17 protein-coding genes and 1 other RNA gene are annotated in these 16645 nt (G+C 62.9%); 8 read left to right on the plus strand and 10 right to left on the minus strand.

The window, feature by feature from the left end:
- Positions 1–79 precede the first annotated feature (79 nt).
- On the plus strand, positions 80–3973 hold the full coding sequence (locus AC0ZT5_RS09875; RefSeq protein ID WP_488496297.1) for an AsmA family protein: 3894 nt from the start codon (positions 80–82) through the stop codon (positions 3971–3973).
- 33 nt (positions 3974–4006) lie between these two features.
- Here the strand turns inward: AC0ZT5_RS09875 and AC0ZT5_RS09880 are convergent, their stop codons facing one another.
- The 3 genes from AC0ZT5_RS09880 to AC0ZT5_RS09890 all read right to left on the minus strand — a co-directional run bounded on the left by AC0ZT5_RS09880 (position 4007) and on the right by AC0ZT5_RS09890 (position 5763).
- Positions 4007–4888 carry a sigma-70 family RNA polymerase sigma factor gene (locus tag AC0ZT5_RS09880; RefSeq protein ID WP_488496298.1) on the minus strand — a complete coding sequence of 294 codons (882 nt, stop codon included), beginning with the start codon at positions 4886–4888 and terminating at the stop codon, positions 4007–4009.
- A gap of 15 nt (positions 4889–4903) precedes the next feature.
- Positions 4904–5209, minus strand: a complete 306-nt coding sequence (locus AC0ZT5_RS09885) for a hypothetical protein (RefSeq protein WP_488496299.1) — start codon at positions 5207–5209, stop codon at positions 4904–4906.
- 122 nt (positions 5210–5331) lie between these two features.
- Positions 5332–5763 carry a MarR family winged helix-turn-helix transcriptional regulator gene (locus tag AC0ZT5_RS09890; RefSeq protein WP_488496300.1) on the minus strand — a complete coding sequence of 144 codons (432 nt, stop codon included), beginning with the start codon at positions 5761–5763 and terminating at the stop codon, positions 5332–5334.
- 152 nt (positions 5764–5915) lie between these two features.
- Here AC0ZT5_RS09890 and AC0ZT5_RS09895 point away from each other — a divergent pair, with 152 nt between their 5' ends.
- Positions 5916–7742, plus strand: a complete 1827-nt coding sequence (locus tag AC0ZT5_RS09895; protein ID WP_488496301.1) for a chloride channel protein — start codon at positions 5916–5918, stop codon at positions 7740–7742.
- A gap of 102 nt (positions 7743–7844) precedes the next feature.
- Here the strand turns inward: AC0ZT5_RS09895 and AC0ZT5_RS09900 are convergent, their stop codons facing one another.
- From AC0ZT5_RS09900 to AC0ZT5_RS09915, 4 genes are all read right to left on the minus strand, one after another.
- Positions 7845–8066: a ribbon-helix-helix domain-containing protein gene (locus AC0ZT5_RS09900; RefSeq protein WP_488496302.1), complete on the minus strand. Its 222-nt coding sequence runs from the start codon at positions 8064–8066 to the stop codon at positions 7845–7847.
- Positions 8067–8086: 20 nt separating this feature from the next.
- Positions 8087–8332 carry a DUF4169 family protein gene (locus AC0ZT5_RS09905; RefSeq protein WP_488496303.1) on the minus strand — a complete coding sequence of 82 codons (246 nt, stop codon included), beginning with the start codon at positions 8330–8332 and terminating at the stop codon, positions 8087–8089.
- Positions 8333–8347: 15 nt separating this feature from the next.
- Positions 8348–8890 carry an SspB family protein gene (locus tag AC0ZT5_RS09910; protein ID WP_488496304.1) on the minus strand — a complete coding sequence of 181 codons (543 nt, stop codon included), beginning with the start codon at positions 8888–8890 and terminating at the stop codon, positions 8348–8350.
- A gap of 118 nt (positions 8891–9008) precedes the next feature.
- Positions 9009–9698, minus strand: coding sequence for a TetR/AcrR family transcriptional regulator (locus AC0ZT5_RS09915; protein ID WP_488496305.1), 690 nt, complete (start codon positions 9696–9698; stop codon positions 9009–9011).
- Positions 9699–9888: 190 nt separating this feature from the next.
- Here AC0ZT5_RS09915 and AC0ZT5_RS09920 point away from each other — a divergent pair, with 190 nt between their 5' ends.
- The gene (locus AC0ZT5_RS09920; protein WP_488496306.1) at positions 9889–11094 is read left to right on the plus strand and encodes a multidrug effflux MFS transporter; all 1206 of its coding nucleotides are present in this window, start codon (positions 9889–9891) and stop codon (positions 11092–11094) included.
- A gap of 42 nt (positions 11095–11136) precedes the next feature.
- Here the strand turns inward: AC0ZT5_RS09920 and AC0ZT5_RS09925 are convergent, their stop codons facing one another.
- Positions 11137–11688, minus strand: coding sequence for an AAA family ATPase (locus tag AC0ZT5_RS09925; RefSeq protein WP_488496307.1), 552 nt, complete (start codon positions 11686–11688; stop codon positions 11137–11139).
- A gap of 115 nt (positions 11689–11803) precedes the next feature.
- Positions 11804–12163: a transfer-messenger RNA gene (gene ssrA / locus AC0ZT5_RS09930) on the minus strand.
- A 169-nt stretch (positions 12164–12332) separates the two neighbouring features.
- Between ssrA and AC0ZT5_RS09935 the strand changes: the two genes are divergently transcribed.
- Both AC0ZT5_RS09935 and AC0ZT5_RS09940 read left to right on the plus strand, forming a co-directional pair.
- Positions 12333–12644: a DUF2853 family protein gene (locus tag AC0ZT5_RS09935; protein WP_488496308.1), complete on the plus strand. Its 312-nt coding sequence runs from the start codon at positions 12333–12335 to the stop codon at positions 12642–12644.
- 184 nt (positions 12645–12828) lie between these two features.
- Positions 12829–13623, plus strand: coding sequence for a thymidylate synthase (locus AC0ZT5_RS09940; protein ID WP_488496309.1), 795 nt, complete (start codon positions 12829–12831; stop codon positions 13621–13623).
- Positions 13624–13661: 38 nt separating this feature from the next.
- Here the strand turns inward: AC0ZT5_RS09940 and AC0ZT5_RS09945 are convergent, their stop codons facing one another.
- Entirely contained in the window at positions 13662–13868 is a 207-nt protein-coding gene (locus AC0ZT5_RS09945) for a TOBE domain-containing protein (RefSeq protein WP_477286973.1), read from the minus strand.
- Positions 13869–13973: 105 nt separating this feature from the next.
- Here AC0ZT5_RS09945 and modA point away from each other — a divergent pair, with 105 nt between their 5' ends.
- Genes modA through modC form a run of 3 tightly spaced genes read left to right on the plus strand, consistent with a single transcriptional unit; the run spans position 13974 to position 16598 of the window.
- Positions 13974–14768, plus strand: a complete 795-nt coding sequence (gene modA, locus AC0ZT5_RS09950) for a molybdate ABC transporter substrate-binding protein (protein WP_488496310.1) — start codon at positions 13974–13976, stop codon at positions 14766–14768.
- Positions 14769–14784: 16 nt separating this feature from the next.
- Entirely contained in the window at positions 14785–15489 is a 705-nt protein-coding gene (modB, locus tag AC0ZT5_RS09955) for a molybdate ABC transporter permease subunit (RefSeq protein WP_488496311.1), read from the plus strand.
- A complete protein-coding gene (modC, locus tag AC0ZT5_RS09960; protein WP_488496312.1) occupies positions 15486–16598 on the plus strand; it encodes a molybdenum ABC transporter ATP-binding protein in 1113 nt (370 codons plus the stop codon). Before modB ends, modC begins: the two co-directional genes overlap by 4 nt.
- The last annotated feature ends 47 nt before the right edge of the window (positions 16599–16645 follow it).

Genomic DNA, 16645 nt, shown 5'->3' on the forward strand with positions numbered 1-16645 from the left:
CACTGGATGAATTGCCTCTTTATCGACACGTGGATGCGGGTAGAGTGCGGCAGAATTTCAATCAACCCGTTCGGAGCTGATGCTCGCTCGCCTGTTCGTGATCTTCGGTGGCCTGTTCGTGCTGGTGCTGTGTGCGGCGCTGGTGGTGCCGTATTTTATCGACTGGACCGGCTACCGCGCCGAATTCGAGCGGGAGGCCAGCGCCATTCTCGGCCGCAAGGTGACCGTGCAGGGCGATGCCACGGCGCGGCTGTTGCCGTTTCCCTCGGTGACCTTTTCCAACGTCACCGTCGCCGGTGGCCCGAATGGCCAACCTGCCATGACCGTCGAGACGTTTTCGATGGATGCGGAGCTGGCGCCCTTCCTGCGTGGCGAGGTGCTGATCTTCGACATGCGGCTGGTGCGGCCGAAAGCGACCATCGATATTGCCAGCAACGGTACCGTCGACTGGGCGATGCGGCCATCCTCGCCCTTCGACCTCAACCAGATCTCGATCGAAAAGCTGACGGTGACGGAAGGGCAGATCAAACTCAGCCATGCCGCTGGTGGGCGCAGCCATCTCATCTCCGAGATCAATTCGACGATCTCGGCCAAGTCGCTGGCCGGGCCATGGCGCATGGACGGTACACTGCGGCTCGACGGTCTTCGCGCCACGGTCGTGGCGTCCACTGGAAAGGCCGAAGGCACCGGACAGATGCGGCTTCGGCTGAAGGCTGATCCCGATGCCTATCCGCTGGTCATCGAAACCGACGGCAATGCCGGCATCGTCAAGGGTGCCGCCGTCTACTCCGGCCAGTTCAAGATCTCCGGTGCCGACAAGAACAGCGCCGCGTTGCGTGGCAACGACGGCGAGACGGTGAAGGTCAGTGCCGGCAAGCCCGATCCAGGCTTTCGGCTGAATGGTAAGTTTTCGCTCGATCACCAGAAGCTCGGTGTCGACGAATTCCGCTTCGAGACCGGACCGCTGGACAATCCCTACACCGCCGACGGCAAGGCTTCGGTCGATCTCGGCCTGAAGCCGAGCTTCGCCATCGAGGCCAGTGGCGCGCAGGTGCAGTTCGACGAGGCGGTGGGCGCCGAGGCCGGCGCCGGCGCGACGCTCGACCAGCGCATCGCCGCGCTCGAACAGGCGTTGCACGAGATGCCGAAGCCGACCATACCCGGCACCGTCGAGGTCAAGCTGCCGGCGGTGGTCGCCGGCGATACCACGGTGCGCGACGTCCATCTTTCCGCCGAGCCGACCGATGGCGGCTGGCTGGTGGAATCGCTCGCCGCGACACTGCCAGGCCGCACCACGCTGGAGGCCAACGGCATGCTCAGCGTCGAGGATCATTTCGGATTCACCGGGTCGCTGCTGCTGGCCGTGGCGCAACCTTCAGGCTTTGCCGCCTGGCTGTCGAAGGATGTCGACGAGGCGATCCGCCGTCTGCCCGCCGCCGGTTTCAAGGCCACGGTCGATCTCACGGAAAAGCGCCAGGCCTTCAGCGATCTCGAACTGATCCTGGGCAAGGCGAAGTTTTCCGGCACTATCGATTCCAGCCAGCCTGACGATGCCAAACCGTCGGTGCTGATGCGGCTCGAAGGCGGTGAGCTCGATGTCGACGGGCTGGCGGCCTTCGCCTCGATCTTCGTCAGCGACAAGGGCGCCAATCGCTTTGCCGACCGCGACCTCGATTTCCAGATCAAGGCCGGGCCGGTCAGCGCCGGCGGCCTGACCGCCGACACGGTCGATACGGCGCTGAGGCTGCGCGACGGGTTGCTTGAAATCGACCGGTTGTCGTTGGGCGGGCTGGCCGGCGCCTCGATCAGCGCCACCGGCCGGATCAAGGATTTTCCGGCAAGTCCGACCGGCAAGCTCGACGCTTCGGTGGTTGCCGTCGATCTCAAGCCGCTGGTCGACGTCGCCGCCCAGCACTATCCCGACAATGCCGTGCTTAAGGGGCTGGCGAGCCGTGCAGCGGCCTATCCCGAGTTGTTCCAGGATGCGCGCGTCGACCTTGTGGCAAGTGCCGCCGACAATGGCGATGGCACCACGGGGCTGGCGGTGAGCGGCCAAGGCAAGGCCGGCGGCTCGGCCTTTTCGGCGTCGCTGTCGGGGAAGGGAGCAGCGGACAAGCTGCTCGAAGCGCCGGTGACGCTGACCTTCAACGCCAGGAACCCCGACGCCACGGCGCTGCTGGCGCTCTACGGCCTGCCGGCGCTGCCGCTCGGCATGCTGGGCGAGGCGAGCACGGACGTTCAGGCCAAGGGCACGCTTGGCGGCGGCCTAGCGACGACTTTCAGCCTCGCAGGCAACGACTTCAAGGCCCATTTCGAGGGAACCGTTGCAGACACGCCGCAAGGGGCTACCGCCAAAGGCAAGCTTAGCCTCGATGCCGCCGACATCGAGCCGTGGCTGATGACGACCGGCATCGGCCTGCCGGGCATGGGCGCGGGCATGTCGGCGTCGCTCACGGCGCAGGGCGACTATGGCAACGGCCTGCTGGTGCTGGACAATCTCAACGGCGCCCTCAACGAGGCGGCGGTGTCCGGTGACGTCAATGTCGACGTCAAGGACGGCGTGCCGCATCTGGCCGGCGCACTGGTGCTCGACGAACTTGACCTCGATCCGATGGCTGTGGCGCTGTTCGGCGATTCTGCTTTTCTTGCCAATAAGGGTGGGGGCGACAAGAATGGTGGCTGGCCGGCTGCTCCGTTCAGCCAGAAATCCAGCCTGCCATTCACCGCCGATCTCGACCTGACGACGGCGGCACTTGCCGCCGGGCCGTTCGCCACCGCCTATGACGCCGGCTTTTCGCTCAAGCTCGACCAGGAAGGCATCCGGGTTTCGGATCTCAAGGCGAAATTCCTCAATGGTGCGCTGACGGGCCTGTTCGAATTGAAGAACAATGACGGCACCGGACTTTTCACCGGCCAGATGAAACTGGCGGGCGCCGATCTGGCGACCGTGCTGCCGAATGCCGGCATAAGCGGCAATGGTGATTTCTCGACGGCACTGTCGACCAGCGGCAAGTCGGTCGATGCGATGGTGGCGGCTCTGTCCGGCTCCGGCACGGCGGCGCTGAAGGGCTTGCAGGTCGCCGGCGTCAATCCCGATGCGTTCAACGCGTTTCTCGCCAAGGCGGATGCGATAGGGCGCGACATCGATGCGGCCAAGACCGCCGCCTTCGCGCCGCAAATCGCCGCCGATGGCAGTTTTGCCGCAAAGGATACATCTGTCGCCTTCACGGTTGCCGGCGGCACGGTGCGGGCACCGCCGATCAGCTTGGAGAATCCGGCGGCGACCTTGTCCGCCGACATCATTGCGGACCTCAACGCAGCCATGGTTTCCGCCAAGGGAGCGATCACCTATCGGCCCGGCGACGACGCGCTGGTCGGCTCCGATCCGGTGATGAACTTCACCGCCGAGGGGCCGTTCGGCGCCGTGAAACGGCAGTTCGACAGCGAGCCGCTGGCACAGTTCCTGACCCAGCGCGCGCTTGAAAGGGAACAGCAGCGCGTCGAGGCGATGCAGGCGGCCCTGCTCGAAAAGCAGCGGCTGCGGCGCGAGGTGCGCTACTACGCGGCGTTGCAGGACGAGCGCGACAGGGCGGCCGAGGAACTGCGCCAGCAGGAGGAAGCAGCGCGGCTGAAAGCCGAGGCCGACGCCAGGGCAAAGGCCCAAGCAGATGCGCAGGCCCAGGCTGAAGCGGATGCAAAGGCGAAAGCCGATGCCGAAGCGAAAGCCCAGGCCGACGCCAAGGCCGCGGCCGAGCAGCAGGCCGCCGACGAGGCAGCCAAGGCGCAAGCAGACGAAGAAGCGAGACGCATCGCCTCGCAGGAAAAGGCAAGGCTCGAGGCCGAACGCAAGGCCGCGCAGCAGGCGCCGAAGGTAGAGCGTGCGCCGCTACCGGAGGCCAACGACAATCCGCCGCCGGCCAAGCCCAAGTCCAATCCGTTCACCATCGACAATCTGCTGAAGTCGTTGCAGTAGCGCAAACCGCCGCCGGCGCGCCGAACAATTGCGTCAGAGGACGGACATCTCGGCGCTGTCCGCGACGTAGCGAGCGTGACGAAAATCGCGAATGGCGGCAAGCCTGCCCTCCTGCCATCCCAGCAGCACGAAGTAGGAGGGCCGCGCCGCCGGATCGTTGGGATCGCAGACGAGGACTGCCGGCCTCCCTTCGACAAAGCCCGGCGCGAACCGCCAGTCCTGGACGCTCGAATAATTGTGGAAGTAGGTGCCGACTTCCTTGCGCCCGTTCAGCCGCGCCCTGGCCACCAGTTCCAGCCGCACCTCATCCGCCAGCATGTCGCGCACCGCGTCGAAATCGCGGGCGTTGAAGCGATCGATGTAGGCGTCGAGGAGCAGGCGTTCGGACGCACTCAGCCTGGGGGAAGGGCGATCCTCGGGTTCATCGGCGAGTTGTCGCAGGCGGCCGCGGCCACGATGCAGCGCCGCCTTGATGGCCGGAATGCTGGTGTCGAGCATGGCGCTGATCTCCTGCAGCGAATAGCCCAGAACGTCCATCATAATGACGCTGCTTCGCTGCGCGACGGGAAGGCGCATGAAGGTGTGCAGGCCGGCGGCCGCGGCCTGACGGTCGACGGTGGGGTTGGCCGGGTCGACGATCATGTCCGGATCCTCATCGGAAAAGGCCTTTTCACGGGCGCGACGGCGCAGGAAATCAAGCGCCGCATTGTGGGCGATGCGGAACAGCCAACCCTCCGGATTCGCTATCGGGCCGGTGTTGGGCAGAGCTTCGAACGCCTTGGCCAGGGCTTCCTGCAGCACGTCTTCACCGTCGATGGCCGAGCCCGTCATGCGGGCGCAGTAGCGGTGCAGCTTGGGGCGCAATTCTCCGAACAGCCGATCGAACGGCTCGCGGATATCGCCAGGGATGTTCATGCGCCTCTATCCCGACTACTCGCCCAGCATCCGATAGCTGCCCACCACGATCATTTCCTCACGTTGTGGGCGCTCAATGCAACGGTCGCGGATGCCGTTCTGAAAGGCCTCGAATGCCGCAAGCCCGGTGATGAGTTCGGCATGGGCATCAGTTTCCGTTTCGACCAGATGGACAAAGGTCCCGTCGACGGCCCGCAAAGTCATATAGCGAACGCCGTCCGGAGATTTGTTGCTCAGTTCCTGGAACACGGCCTTGATCAGCCGCTCGTTCTCATCGGCCAGCTCCGGCTTGGTCTTGTAGCGTATCAGATGGCGTTTCATCTTGATTGTTCCTTGGATCGTATTTCGCCTTGCCGGCCCACTCTTGTCGAGACGTTCCCGGGAAGCCCAAGGATTCGGGGTGCCAGGAATAATTCGCAGCCGTAATGCACGACGCCGGCGCGTCACTCGTTGACGAGCAGGCGCTTGAGCATGGGTTCAATGCGCGACAGCTCGTCGAGATGTGCTGCCGACAGCTCGGCCAGACAGTCGTCGGCGCGCTCGGTCAGCTGTAGCAGCACGCGGCGATGGTCATCCTTGTCCTGGTCCCTTGCCACCAGCCCTGCCTCGCAAAGGCGGTTGATCAGCTCGACGGCGCTGTGATGGCGAATGCGCAAGCGCTCCGCCAGATCGCCAACCGTCACCGGTCCGCCGTCCGGGAATCCCTTGATTGCCAGCAGCGCCTGATGCTGGCGCGGCGTCAGGCCGGCGCCTTCCGCCTGGATTTGGCTGAATTCGAGGAAGCGCCGGATCAGGTAGCGAAATTCGGACAGCCGCTGGTAGTCGGACTGCTTGATGGCGGGGCGAGGTTTCTGCGGCTGCGTCATACCAGACATTTGTTCGTTTTCCCGGAAAGCTCAAACGGATTTCGAGCAAAATCGGCTTGAATATTTATATCGTGTTACGATACATAGCCAGCCGACAAAGCCGGCTGGCCACCTCGACCATGCCGCGAGATACGGCTCGCCGCCAGAAAGCAAAGTCCGTCATGCAGCCCAATCACTCCAATCCCGGTCATCTCAGGGATTTCACCACCGATGCCAGGGTGCTGCTCGTCGCCGCCATCGCCGTGGTGGTGGCGACGGCGGGGCTGTCTGCCGGCATCGCGCTTTTGAAACTGATCCGGCTTGCCACCAACATTGCCTATTTTGGCCAGTTTACGCTTGCCGATCTGAAGCTACAGGACACGCCGCTTGGACTTGCCTCTGTGGTCGTCCCGGTGATCGGCGCGCTGATTATTGGGGTGATGGCGCGCTTCGGCAGCGAGAAGATCCGCGGCCACGGTATTCCAGAGGCCATCGAGGCGATCCTGCTCGGGCGCTCGAGGCTCGACGCCAAGCTTGCGGTCCTGAAGCCGCTGTCGTCGGCGATTTCGATCGGCTCGGGCGGCCCGTTCGGCGCCGAGGGCCCGATCATCATGACGGGCGGCGCGATCGGCTCGCTGATCGCCCAAATGCTGCCGGTCAGCGACAATGAGCGCAAGACGCTGCTGGTGGCAGGTGCGGCGGCCGGAATGACCACGGTCTTCGGCACACCGATCGCGGCCATCATGCTGGCGGTCGAACTGCTGCTCTTCGAATGGACCCCGCGTAGCTTCATTCCCGTGGCGGTCGCGGCAATCATTGCCGAGGTCGAGCGCACCATGCTGCATCTGCCCGGGCCGATCTTTCCGTTTCAGGGCGGCATGGAGGTGTCCTTCATCGGCCTTGCCGGCTGGGTCTCGATCGGTGTTGCGGCCGGCCTGTTGTCGTGGCTGCTGACGCAGATGGTCTATGCCTGCGAGGACGGCTTCCAGAAGCTGCCAATTCACTGGATGTGGTGGCCGATGCTGGGTGGCCTGGTGGTCGGCCTAGGCGGACTGATCGAGCCGCAGGCGCTCGGCGTCGGCTATGACAACATCACCGACATGCTGGATGGCCGCACGGTCGCCACCGCGGCACTCATCCTCCTTGTGGTCAAAGCCATAATCTGGTCGGTGGCGCTCGGTTCGGGAACGTCCGGGGGCGTGCTGGCACCGCTGCTGATCATGGGTGGTGCGATGGGAGCCGTGCTCGCCGGCGTTTTGCCCGCGGCCGATCCGGGCTTCTGGGCGCTGCTGGCGATGGCCGCCACCATGGGCGGCACGATGCGGGCGCCGTTGACCGCAACGTTCTTTGCCGTCGAGCTGACCGGCGACACGCACATGCTGGTGCCGCTGATCGCAGCCTGTGCGGCGGCACACACCGTCACCGTGCTTTTGATGAAGCGTTCGATCCTGACCGAGAAGATCGCCAGAAGGGGACATCATCTGGTTCGCGAATACCGTGTCGATCCCTTCGCCCTGACCAGGGTGCGCGAGGTGATGACCTCTCAGGTCGAGAGCGTATCTGCTGCGATGACGCTGCATGGCGCGGCGGCATTCCTGACGGCGCCGGAAACGCGGCATCCGAGCTTTCCCGTCGTCGACGAGAACGGGCATGTGATCGGTCTCATCGATCCGCCCGCGATCCTGCGCTGGAGACGCGCCGGCAGGCACCGTACCACGACGCTTGGCGAGCTGCTCGCCGGCAGCAAGATCACGCTGGCCTATCCGGATGAATATCTGGAGGGTCTCTCCGACAAGCTGCTGCTGGCCAACGTGTCCCATCTGCCCGTCGTCACCCGAGAGGGCCTGCAGCTGGTCGGTTATGTCGGCTGGAAGGATCTGATGCGCGTGCGGTCGAGGAAACAGGCCGAGGAACGCGATCGCTCGACCCTGCTTGGCTTCGGCACCAGACGCAGGAAAAGGCGGACGCGGTCGAGAGCCTCTAGGAGCAATTCCAGGAAAAGGGTTTAGCGGTTTTCCGTCCGAAAGTGCTTCAAACAACGAGTTAGAGCGGTTCGCCGTTTCCGGGAAGTGTCTAGCGGTTTCCGTCCGGAAGTGCGTAAAGACAAAGATTTAGCTGGCGCCGCGCTTTGCCCACTGCAGGACAAAGAGCCGGAGAGCCGAAGACAGGTTGGTGTCGCGGGGCCGCGTCTCGTCGACTTCGGCGACAAGACCGGCGAGCGTCAGCTTCCTGATCGATGCGATCGCGACGAGATCGTCATAGAAGGGCTTTTCCAGCGAATAGCTGGTGCGGTGACCGCGAATGGTCACCGAGCGCTTTTCGACGGCGCTCACGGCGGAGTGCTCATTTTGCTCTAAGCATCGGATTCATCCGGAAGCCGCCGCGCACTTTTCGGTCCGATGCTCTGGTTGTCTTTGTCGTCAAAGGGTTCGCGACGGTGGCCAGCGACGAATTTGTCGCTCTTGTCGGCGATCATGCGGTCGCGTTCCTTTTCGGCCTTGGAACGACCGTGCAGCGCCCGGTTCTGTTCGGCGACGCGCAGTTTCTCGTCCCGCGCCTTCTGCTTGCGGGCCTGGCGGAGGTTGACGATGTCGGCCATGGCGCGAAGCGTGGATTATTTCTTGCGGAAGGCGTCGAGCGAGACCACTTCGGCGCCCTTGGTGGCGGCGTCGGCAGCAGCGGGCTTCTTCTCCTGCTCGGCGGCGGCGGCCTTCTTCTCGGCCTTCGGCTTTTTCTCAGAGACGATGGTCAGCGGCTCGGGCGAGGCTTCAGCGGCTAGTTCCTCGGCAGCCACACCGTCCGTCTTGACGTCGAATTCGAGTTCGAAATTGACCGAAGGATCATAGAAGCCGCGTACGGCCGAGAAGGGGATTTCGAGTTTCTCCGGCACGTCGGAGAAGGACAGGCCGACCTCGAAGCCGGTGTCGGTCACCTTAAGGTCCCAATACTGGAACTGGATGACGATGGTCATCTGCTCGGGATAGCGCTCGCGCAGCCGCGACGACACGCGCACGCCCGGCGCGCCGGTCAGAAAGGTGATGAAAAAGTGGTGGTTGCCGGGGAGGCCGGTGCGCGCGACTTCGGCCAGGACCTTGCGCATGACGCCGCGCAACGCCTCCTGGGCGAGAATGTCGTAGCGGATGTGGTCGTCGGCCATGTGGCGGTCGGGTTCCGTTGAATCGTCCGCATAGCTGTAATCAAGCTTGAGCGCGGCGTAAACCGCATATAGACCACCTCCGCACCGAGACGAGGACTATTGCCGACGATTTGATCGCTCAGGCGCTGGCCAGCGCGGCCTGCTTTTCAACCGATGCGACGGACCGGCGCTTGCCAAACGCACGCAGGAAGGTGCGCACGCCATTGGTCGCCGACTGGAGCACCTCGTCCTCGCTCGGCGTGCCGCCGAGCATGAAGGTCGTTTGCAGCTCGGCATTGACGAGGCCGAGAAACTGGCGTGCCGCTACATCGGGATCCTCGATCGCGAGGTAACCGCCATAAGCCAGCCGCGCGAAGCGGGCGGCGATTGCCGGCCATGTCCGGCCTGGGCCCTGCTCGAGCCACTCGGCAAACAGTTCGGGATAGCGCTCGCCTTCGGTCTGGATCAGCTTGCGCAGGAATTTTCCGTCGCGGTTGCAGATGCAGTTCTGGTTCAGGCGCACGGCAAAGCCGATCAGGTCGGCTTCGAGGTCCTTGGGTTGATCGGGGAAGGTAGCAATGGTGGCGAAAATGCCGGTATTGCAGCGCTCGGTCAGATCGCGCACCACGGCGACGAACAATTTTTCCTTGTCGCCATGATGGTTATAGACGGTCTGGCGTGAGACGCCGGCCTCGACCGCGATCAGGTCGATGTTGGCGCCGGCATAACCTTCGCGGCAAAAGACTCCAGCGGCGGCGTCGACGATCGATATGCGCTTGGCCTCATGGCCGCGTGGCGGGAAAGTGTCAGGAGAAACGTGCATCTTCATCGAAATCTATATAGAGGTGATTGACGAATTAGACAAGAGTGTCTAAATTTGTGGACACAATATGAAGAGATTTGGCTCCGGAGAGACGAAGAGAATTCGCTCTTGGAGAGTCGGAATTTTCAGGGGATGGAACGTCCTTGGGTTACCCGCCGGCCTGCGGCGGCAACCAGATTCGAAAGAAGCCTTTATCATGAGTCCCAAATTCCTCCGCATCGCGGTCGTGCTCGGCTTGTTGTCCGCCATCGGCCCGTTCGCCATCGACATGTATCTGCCCGCGCTGCCTTCGATCGGCGCGGATCTGCACGCTGGCACTGCCGCCGTGCAGATGAGCCTGTTGATCTTCTTCCTGTCGATGGGTTTTGGCCAAATCGTCGTTGGGCCGATCTCCGACATGGTCGGCCGCAAGCTGCCGCTCTATGGCGGCCTTGCGCTGTTCATGATCGGCGGCATTGGCTCGGCAATGGCGCCGACCATCGAATGGCTGATCGCTTTCCGCTTCCTGCAGGGCCTTGGCGCCAGCGCCGGCATGGCCATACCACGAGCCATCGTGCGTGACCTGCACACCGGCAATGAGGCTGCCAAATTGATGTCGCTGCTGATGCTGGTGTTTTCGGTGTCGCCGATCCTGGCGCCGCTGACCGGCAGCCAGATCATCGAGAATTTCGGCTGGCGCGCCGTGTTCTGGACGGTGACGGGTGCGGCAGTGCTTGCCACCATCCTGTTGGCGACTTCGCTCAAGGAGACGCGGCCGGTGGAAGACCGCGCCGGATCCTCCTTTGCAACCGCGCTTTCCGGCTACCGCTTTCTGATGGGTGATCGCAACTTCCTCGGTCTGGTGGCGATCGCCGGTTTCGGCATTGCGAGCTTCTTCGTCTATCTGTCGAGCTCGTCGTTCATCCTGATCGATCATTACGGGCTTTCGCCTTCGGTCTACAGCGTGTTCTTCTCGATCAATGCGGTCGCCTTCATCGGCATGTCGCAGCTGACCGGTCTGCTGGCCGAGCGGTTCGGGCTGCGGCGCGTGGTGCGAGTCGCGGTGACTGGCTACGCCACGACGATGGTGGTGCTGTTCGCAGTGATGGCCACAGGCATCGACCGGCTCGACGTGATGGCGGCGTTGCTGTTCGTCGGCTACGGCTTCCTCGGCCTGGTCATCCCGACCACCTCGGTGCTGGCCATGGAAGAGCATGGCGAGATCGCCGGCACGGCTTCGGCGTTGATGGGCACGCTGCACTTCGCCATCGGCGCGCTCGCCATGGGCGTCGCCGGGGTGTTCTTCGACGGCACGCCGCTGCCGATGGTGGCCGGCATCACGCTTTGCGCGGTGATCTCCTTCACGCTGGCCAAGGTCACGCTCGGCCGCTCGCGCGAAGCCGTCGAGGCACCGGCGGAATAAGCGATTGCAATCGATGAAAAGGCCGGGCTTGCCCGGTCTTTTTTATCTCAATCCTGCCTCGGTCAGCACAAATCGAAGCCGGACCTCGACCGGCGCCAATGGCAGCGGGACCAGCTCGTAACCCAGTTCCGTATAGACGCCGACCAGCGCATGATAAGTGCGCTCGGCCTCGTCGAGCGTCTGCTTTCTCTCGGCATCCTGCGTGAAGATGTCAGGCCATGGCGGAGCAATGAAGACGCGGCCGGCGTAGCGGAAGCGTTCGGCGGCATGCATGAATTGCTCGGGAACGGGCAGGTCGGTCAGGCGCAAATAACCAAGTGTGTCCGGCACGCCGCGATCGAAAAAGACCGGGCCTGTCTGGTCGCACGCGACCTGATAGGAGCGCATCTCCCACGACAGCATCAACTCGGCAAACAGCGCGCGATCGTGCCAGGGCACGGCGGTCCCGCCTATGGCGGACTGGTCGCGGATGATGGCGCGGCAGGCTTCGACCGAAGTGGCGAAGCCTGCCCGGCGCAAGGCTTCGATCAAAGTCGTCTTGCCGGAGCCGGGACCACCGGTCAGCACGAAGAATCGATCTGAATCGTTTTGCATCTTTTGTCCATGGAGAAGGGGTACGCGGTGCTGCGCCCTTCGCGGCCATGGCGGTGCAAAGGGGCTGATCAGCCGAAGCTGTCGTTCCGCGTGAGGCGTATTGAAAGAGGGGAGAAGTGGAGGTTTCTGTTGCCAGGTACCTCCGAACCCCGCCTAGAAGTGCGAACCTCTAGGACTTGAATTGAAGCTATCGCACCGCATTAAGCAGCGAGACGTGCTTCCGCATAGTTGTCGTTGGCAACTATAAGTTTAGCCCGATGACGGTGGTACAATGCCGGGCAAAAGTACGATCTTTACACCTTCGTCGATCCTATTTCGCCCCCAGCAAAAACCGCCCTGTCTCAGCAGCGGCTTTTGGTGGAGGCGCCGGGTACCGCCCCCGGGTCCGAACGGCTTATTTCATCGCCCATTTATCGCCATAGTCGGTCAAGCCGACAAAACGAATATAGGGGCCGATGGTGGAAAATGAAAGGCCGCAATGGCACTTTGTCCCCATGCCAAAACCGCATCGCCAAGGGTTGACTTGGGCGCGGTCTCAACCGAAGCTTTGCGACGGTGAGGAGTTACCGACCTAGCGCATAAGTTGCAGCAGCGCGCCACAGCCCTCATCGATCGGATTCGTGGCGCCGACGAGGGGAATTCTGATGGCCGACTATCTTGCAGACGTGAAGAAATACGACGCCGCGGCAAGCGCCGACGTGGTCGACAAGATCGTGAAGCATCTGGGCATTGCGCTCAGGAACCGCGATTCCTCGCTGGTGTCCTGCACCGACCCGAAGGAACTCGACCGCGTCAAGGCCGGCTGGGTGTCAAAAAAGCTTGGCATATCAGACGACAAGAAGGCTGATGCGTCGATCGAAAAGGTCTGCGAGGCGATGGCCGCCGACAACACCAAGAACCGGGTGACTTTCTACTATCTGGTCGCCAAGGATCTGGGTAAGCTCGGCTCCCTCTGAGACCTTTTGATAATTCTACTCTGGCGGCCGACTAACGCGGTTTTCTGCGCTTCCTACAGCGCCGTGCGTCCTTTCGGACGCGCAAAGGATGCTGTGGCACTTTTTGGTTTTGCGCATGATCCTAGCGTGGCGTCAGCCCACACATGCGCTATGATTGGTAAAATCTCGAATCGAGCCGGAACCGATGCGCCAATATCTTGACCTCTTGCAGCATGTGCTGGACAACGGTGCCGATCGCGGTGATCGCACCGGCACCGGCACGCGCTCCGTGTTTGGCTACCAGATGCGTTTCGACTTGGCGCGCGGCTTTCCCGTCACCACCACCAAGAAGCTGCATCTCAAGTCTATCATCCATGAACTGCTGTGGTTCCTGGCCGGTGACACCAACATCAAATACCTCACCGACCATGGCGTTTCGATCTGGGACGAATGGGCCGACGAGAATGGTGATCTCGGCCCGGTCTACGGCAAACAATGGCGCTCGTGGCCGGATGGCCATGGCGGTTCCATCGACCAGATAGCAAATCTTTTGAAGGAGATACGCCGCAATCCTCAATCGCGGCGGCTGATCGTTTCAGCCTGGAATCCGGCCGAAGTGGAAGCCATGGCGCTGCCGCCATGCCACTGCCTGTTCCAGTTCTATGTTTCCGAAGGCCGGCTTTCCTGCCAGCTCTACCAGCGCTCCGCCGATATCTTCCTCGGTGTGCCGTTCAACATCGCTTCCTACGCGCTGCTGACTTTGATGGTGGCGCAGGTGACCGGGCTGACGCCAGGTGATTTCGTCCATACGCTCGGTGACGCGCATCTCTACGCGAACCATTTCGAACAGGCGCGCGAACAATTGCAGCGCACGCCAAGGGCGCTGCCGACAATGTGGATCAATCCCGAGGTGAAGGACCTGTTCGCCTTCCGCTTCGAGCATTTCCGGCTGGAAAACTACGTCGCCGACGCGACCATCAAGGCGCCGATCGCGGTCTAAGTCCCGCCGATCGGCTCACCCTCGAAATCAGGCACCGATCAGTCGATGCCGACCATCACGTCCGAAGCCTTGACCACGGCATAGGCCTGCTTGCCCTTTTCGAGCTTAAGATCGGCGACGGCCTCGTTGGTGATCGAAGCGGTGACGACGGCGCCGCCAATGTCGATCCGGACATGCGAAGTGGTGGCTCCCTTGACGATCTCGGTGACCGTTCCCTTAAGGATATTGCGAGCGCTGATCTTCATCGGAGTTTCCTTTCCAGTACTGGGGCCTTCCCTTGTTATATTCATGCGGATATATCGGTTGGCAGGCTTCGAGCCGATCGGATGTCAAACCCAGGGGAGTTTTCCATGACGCGCAAAGGTTTCGGATTGAAAGCGATCGCCATTGGCGGTTTTGCCGCGACGCTGATGGCGGCAGTGCCGGCCGCGCATGCGGAAGACAAGGTGGTGGTGTTTGCCGCGGCCAGCCTCAAGGACGCGCTCGACGCGGTGAACAAGGCATGCGAGCCCGATGTCGGCGAGGCCGCGACTGTCTCCTACGCCGCAAGCTCGGCGCTGGCCAAGCAGATCGAGGGCGGCGCACCTGCCGACGTCTTTATTTCGGCCGACCTCGACTGGATGAAATATCTCTCCGACAAGAAGCTGACCAAGCCGGACACCGAAGTGAAGCTGCTCGGCAACGAGATCGTGCTGGTGGCTCCGAAGGACTCGACGGTTGAAACCAAGATCGAGAAGGGTTTTGACCTTGCCAAGCTGATTGGCGACGGCAAGCTGGCCATGGGCGACTTCAAGGCTGTGCCGGCCGGCAAATACGGCAAGGCCGCACTTGAATCGCTCGGTGTCTGGTCGTCGGTCGAAGGCAAGGTGGCGCAGGCCGAGAATGTGCGCGCGGCGCTAAAGCTGGTTTCGACCGGCGAAGCCGCCCTCGGCATCGTCTACGCCACCGACGCGCACGCCGAAAAGGGCGTCAAGGTGGTCGGCACCTTCCCGGAGGATTCGCATCCGCCGATCATCTATCCGGTTGCCCAGACCGCCGATTCGAAGGACAAGGATACGCCGGCTTTCCTGAAATGCCTGCAGTCGGGCAAGGCTGGTGCGCTGTTCAAGGAGCAGGGATTTACTGTCCTGACGCCGAGCAATTGAGGTACGAAACCAACGCATGAACTGGCTGCTGGACCTCACTCCCGACGAATGGAATGCGGTCCGGCTGTCGATCAAGGTGGCGACGGTGGCGATGCTCGCCAGCCTGCCGCCGGGCATATTGATCGCGCTGCTGCTTGCCCGAGGACAATTCTGGGGCAAGACGCTGCTCAACGGCGTCGTGCATCTACCGCTGATCCTGCCGCCGGTGGTGACCGGCTATCTGCTGTTGCTGACCTTCGGCAAGCGAGGGCCGGCCGGCGCCTTCCTGGCCGAGCATTTTGGCATCGTCTTCTCGTTTCGCTGGACGGGTGCGGCGCTCGCTTGCGGCGTCATGGGCTTTCCCCTGATGGTGCGCGCGATCCGGCTGTCGATCGAGGCGGTTGACCGCAAGATGGAAGCGGCGGCGGGAACGCTCGGCGCAAATCCCTACTGGGTGTTCGCCACCATCACGCTGCCGCTGACCCTGCCCGGATTGATCGCCGGCGCCATCCTGGCTTTTGCCAAGGCGATGGGCGAGTTCGGCGCGACCATCACCTTCGTGTCCAACATCCCCAACGAGACGCAGACACTGCCGTCGGCGATCTATACCTTCACGCAAGTGCCGGGCGGTGATGAAGGCGCGCTCAGGCTGACGCTGATCTCCATTGTCATCTCGATGGCCGCATTGGTCGCTTCGGAGGTGCTGGCACGGCGTGTCGGACGGCGGATGGACATTGAATGACCGTCCTTGTCGACATCAGCCATCGCCTCGGCGATTTCAGCCTCGATGTTCGCTTTGAGAGCGCCGGGCGGCTGACGGCGTTGTTCGGACCCTCCGGGTCCGGCAAGACGACGCTGATCGACATGATCGCCGGGCTGATCCGGCCCGACAAAGGGCGCATCGAGGTCGATGGCCGCGTGCTGGTCGACACGGGCGCTGGCATTTTCGTGCCAAAGCACAAGCGCCGCATCGGCATGGTGTTTCAGGATGCGCGGCTGTTTCCGCATATGAGCGTGGCCAGCAATTTGCGCTATGGCCGCTGGTTCACGCCGGCGACGGAACGCTACGCCGAGATGGATGCCGTTGTCGAATTGCTCGGCATTGGACCGCTGCTGGACAGGCGACCGGCAAGGCTCTCGGGCGGCGAGAAGCAGCGCGTGGCGATCGGCCGGGCGTTGCTGGCCAGCCCTAGATTGCTGCTCATGGACGAACCGCTGGCCTCGCTCGACGAGGCGCGCAAGGCCGAGATCCTGCCCTATATCGAGCGGCTGCGCGACGAGTCAAAAATCCCGATCGTCTATGTCAGCCATTCGGTTGCCGAGGTGGCGCGGCTGGCCACTGACGTGGTGACGCTGGCGCAAGGCCATGTCATCGCCAGCGGACCGACCGAGGCGGTGATGCAAAGGCTCGACCTGCTCCCGGCGGAGGAGCGCGCCGAGGGCGGCGCCGTGCTGGACACGAAGGTGCTGCACCATGACGAGGTTTTCGGCATGACCGTGCTCGGCTCGGCCGCCGGCGATATCCGGGTGCCGTGGCTGGCGATGACGACAGGGGCGCGTGTGCGCATCCGCATCCGCGCCCGCGACGTGATGATCGCAACGGAGAAACCGACAGGCCTGAGCGCGCTCAACATTCTGCCGGGCACGATTGTCGCCATCGGCCCGGGCGAGGGCGCGACCGTTGAGGTCGGCATCGATTGCAACGGCGCAACCGTGCTGGCCCGCATTACCGAGCAGTCGCGGCAGGCGCTGAAGCTTCGGCTCGGCGGCAAGGTTTTCGCCGTGGTCAAGACGGTGAGCTTCGACCGGGCAAACACCGGCGCCGGCCTGCCCGCCGAAGCGGATGGCTGACCATCGCTATGTTTTTTTGGAATAGCGGTATCGCTGAGGAGCTTCTA

It is taken from the genome of Mesorhizobium sp. CNPSo 4670, from assembly GCF_057784235.1.

Coding starts and splice junctions, on each gene's coding strand:
- AC0ZT5_RS09875 (WP_488496297.1), top strand. CDS start 80: ATGCTCGCTCGCCTGTTCGTGATCTTCGGTGGCCTGTTCGTGCTGGTG.
- AC0ZT5_RS09880 (WP_488496298.1), bottom strand. CDS start 4,888: ATGAACATCCCTGGCGATATCCGCGAGCCGTTCGATCGGCTGTTCGGA.
- AC0ZT5_RS09885 (WP_488496299.1), bottom strand. CDS start 5,209: ATGAAACGCCATCTGATACGCTACAAGACCAAGCCGGAGCTGGCCGAT.
- AC0ZT5_RS09890 (WP_488496300.1), bottom strand. CDS start 5,763: ATGTCTGGTATGACGCAGCCGCAGAAACCTCGCCCCGCCATCAAGCAG.
- AC0ZT5_RS09895 (WP_488496301.1), top strand. CDS start 5,916: ATGCAGCCCAATCACTCCAATCCCGGTCATCTCAGGGATTTCACCACC.
- AC0ZT5_RS09905 (WP_488496303.1), bottom strand. CDS start 8,332: ATGGCCGACATCGTCAACCTCCGCCAGGCCCGCAAGCAGAAGGCGCGG.
- AC0ZT5_RS09910 (WP_488496304.1), bottom strand. CDS start 8,890: ATGGCCGACGACCACATCCGCTACGACATTCTCGCCCAGGAGGCGTTG.
- AC0ZT5_RS09915 (WP_488496305.1), bottom strand. CDS start 9,698: ATGAAGATGCACGTTTCTCCTGACACTTTCCCGCCACGCGGCCATGAG.
- AC0ZT5_RS09920 (WP_488496306.1), top strand. CDS start 9,889: ATGAGTCCCAAATTCCTCCGCATCGCGGTCGTGCTCGGCTTGTTGTCC.
- AC0ZT5_RS09925 (WP_488496307.1), bottom strand. CDS start 11,688: ATGCAAAACGATTCAGATCGATTCTTCGTGCTGACCGGTGGTCCCGGC.
- AC0ZT5_RS09935 (WP_488496308.1), top strand. CDS start 12,333: ATGGCCGACTATCTTGCAGACGTGAAGAAATACGACGCCGCGGCAAGC.
- AC0ZT5_RS09940 (WP_488496309.1), top strand. CDS start 12,829: ATGCGCCAATATCTTGACCTCTTGCAGCATGTGCTGGACAACGGTGCC.
- AC0ZT5_RS09945 (WP_477286973.1), bottom strand. CDS start 13,868: ATGAAGATCAGCGCTCGCAATATCCTTAAGGGAACGGTCACCGAGATC.
- modA (WP_488496310.1), top strand. CDS start 13,974: ATGACGCGCAAAGGTTTCGGATTGAAAGCGATCGCCATTGGCGGTTTT.
- modB (WP_488496311.1), top strand. CDS start 14,785: ATGAACTGGCTGCTGGACCTCACTCCCGACGAATGGAATGCGGTCCGG.
- modC (WP_488496312.1), top strand. CDS start 15,486: ATGACCGTCCTTGTCGACATCAGCCATCGCCTCGGCGATTTCAGCCTC.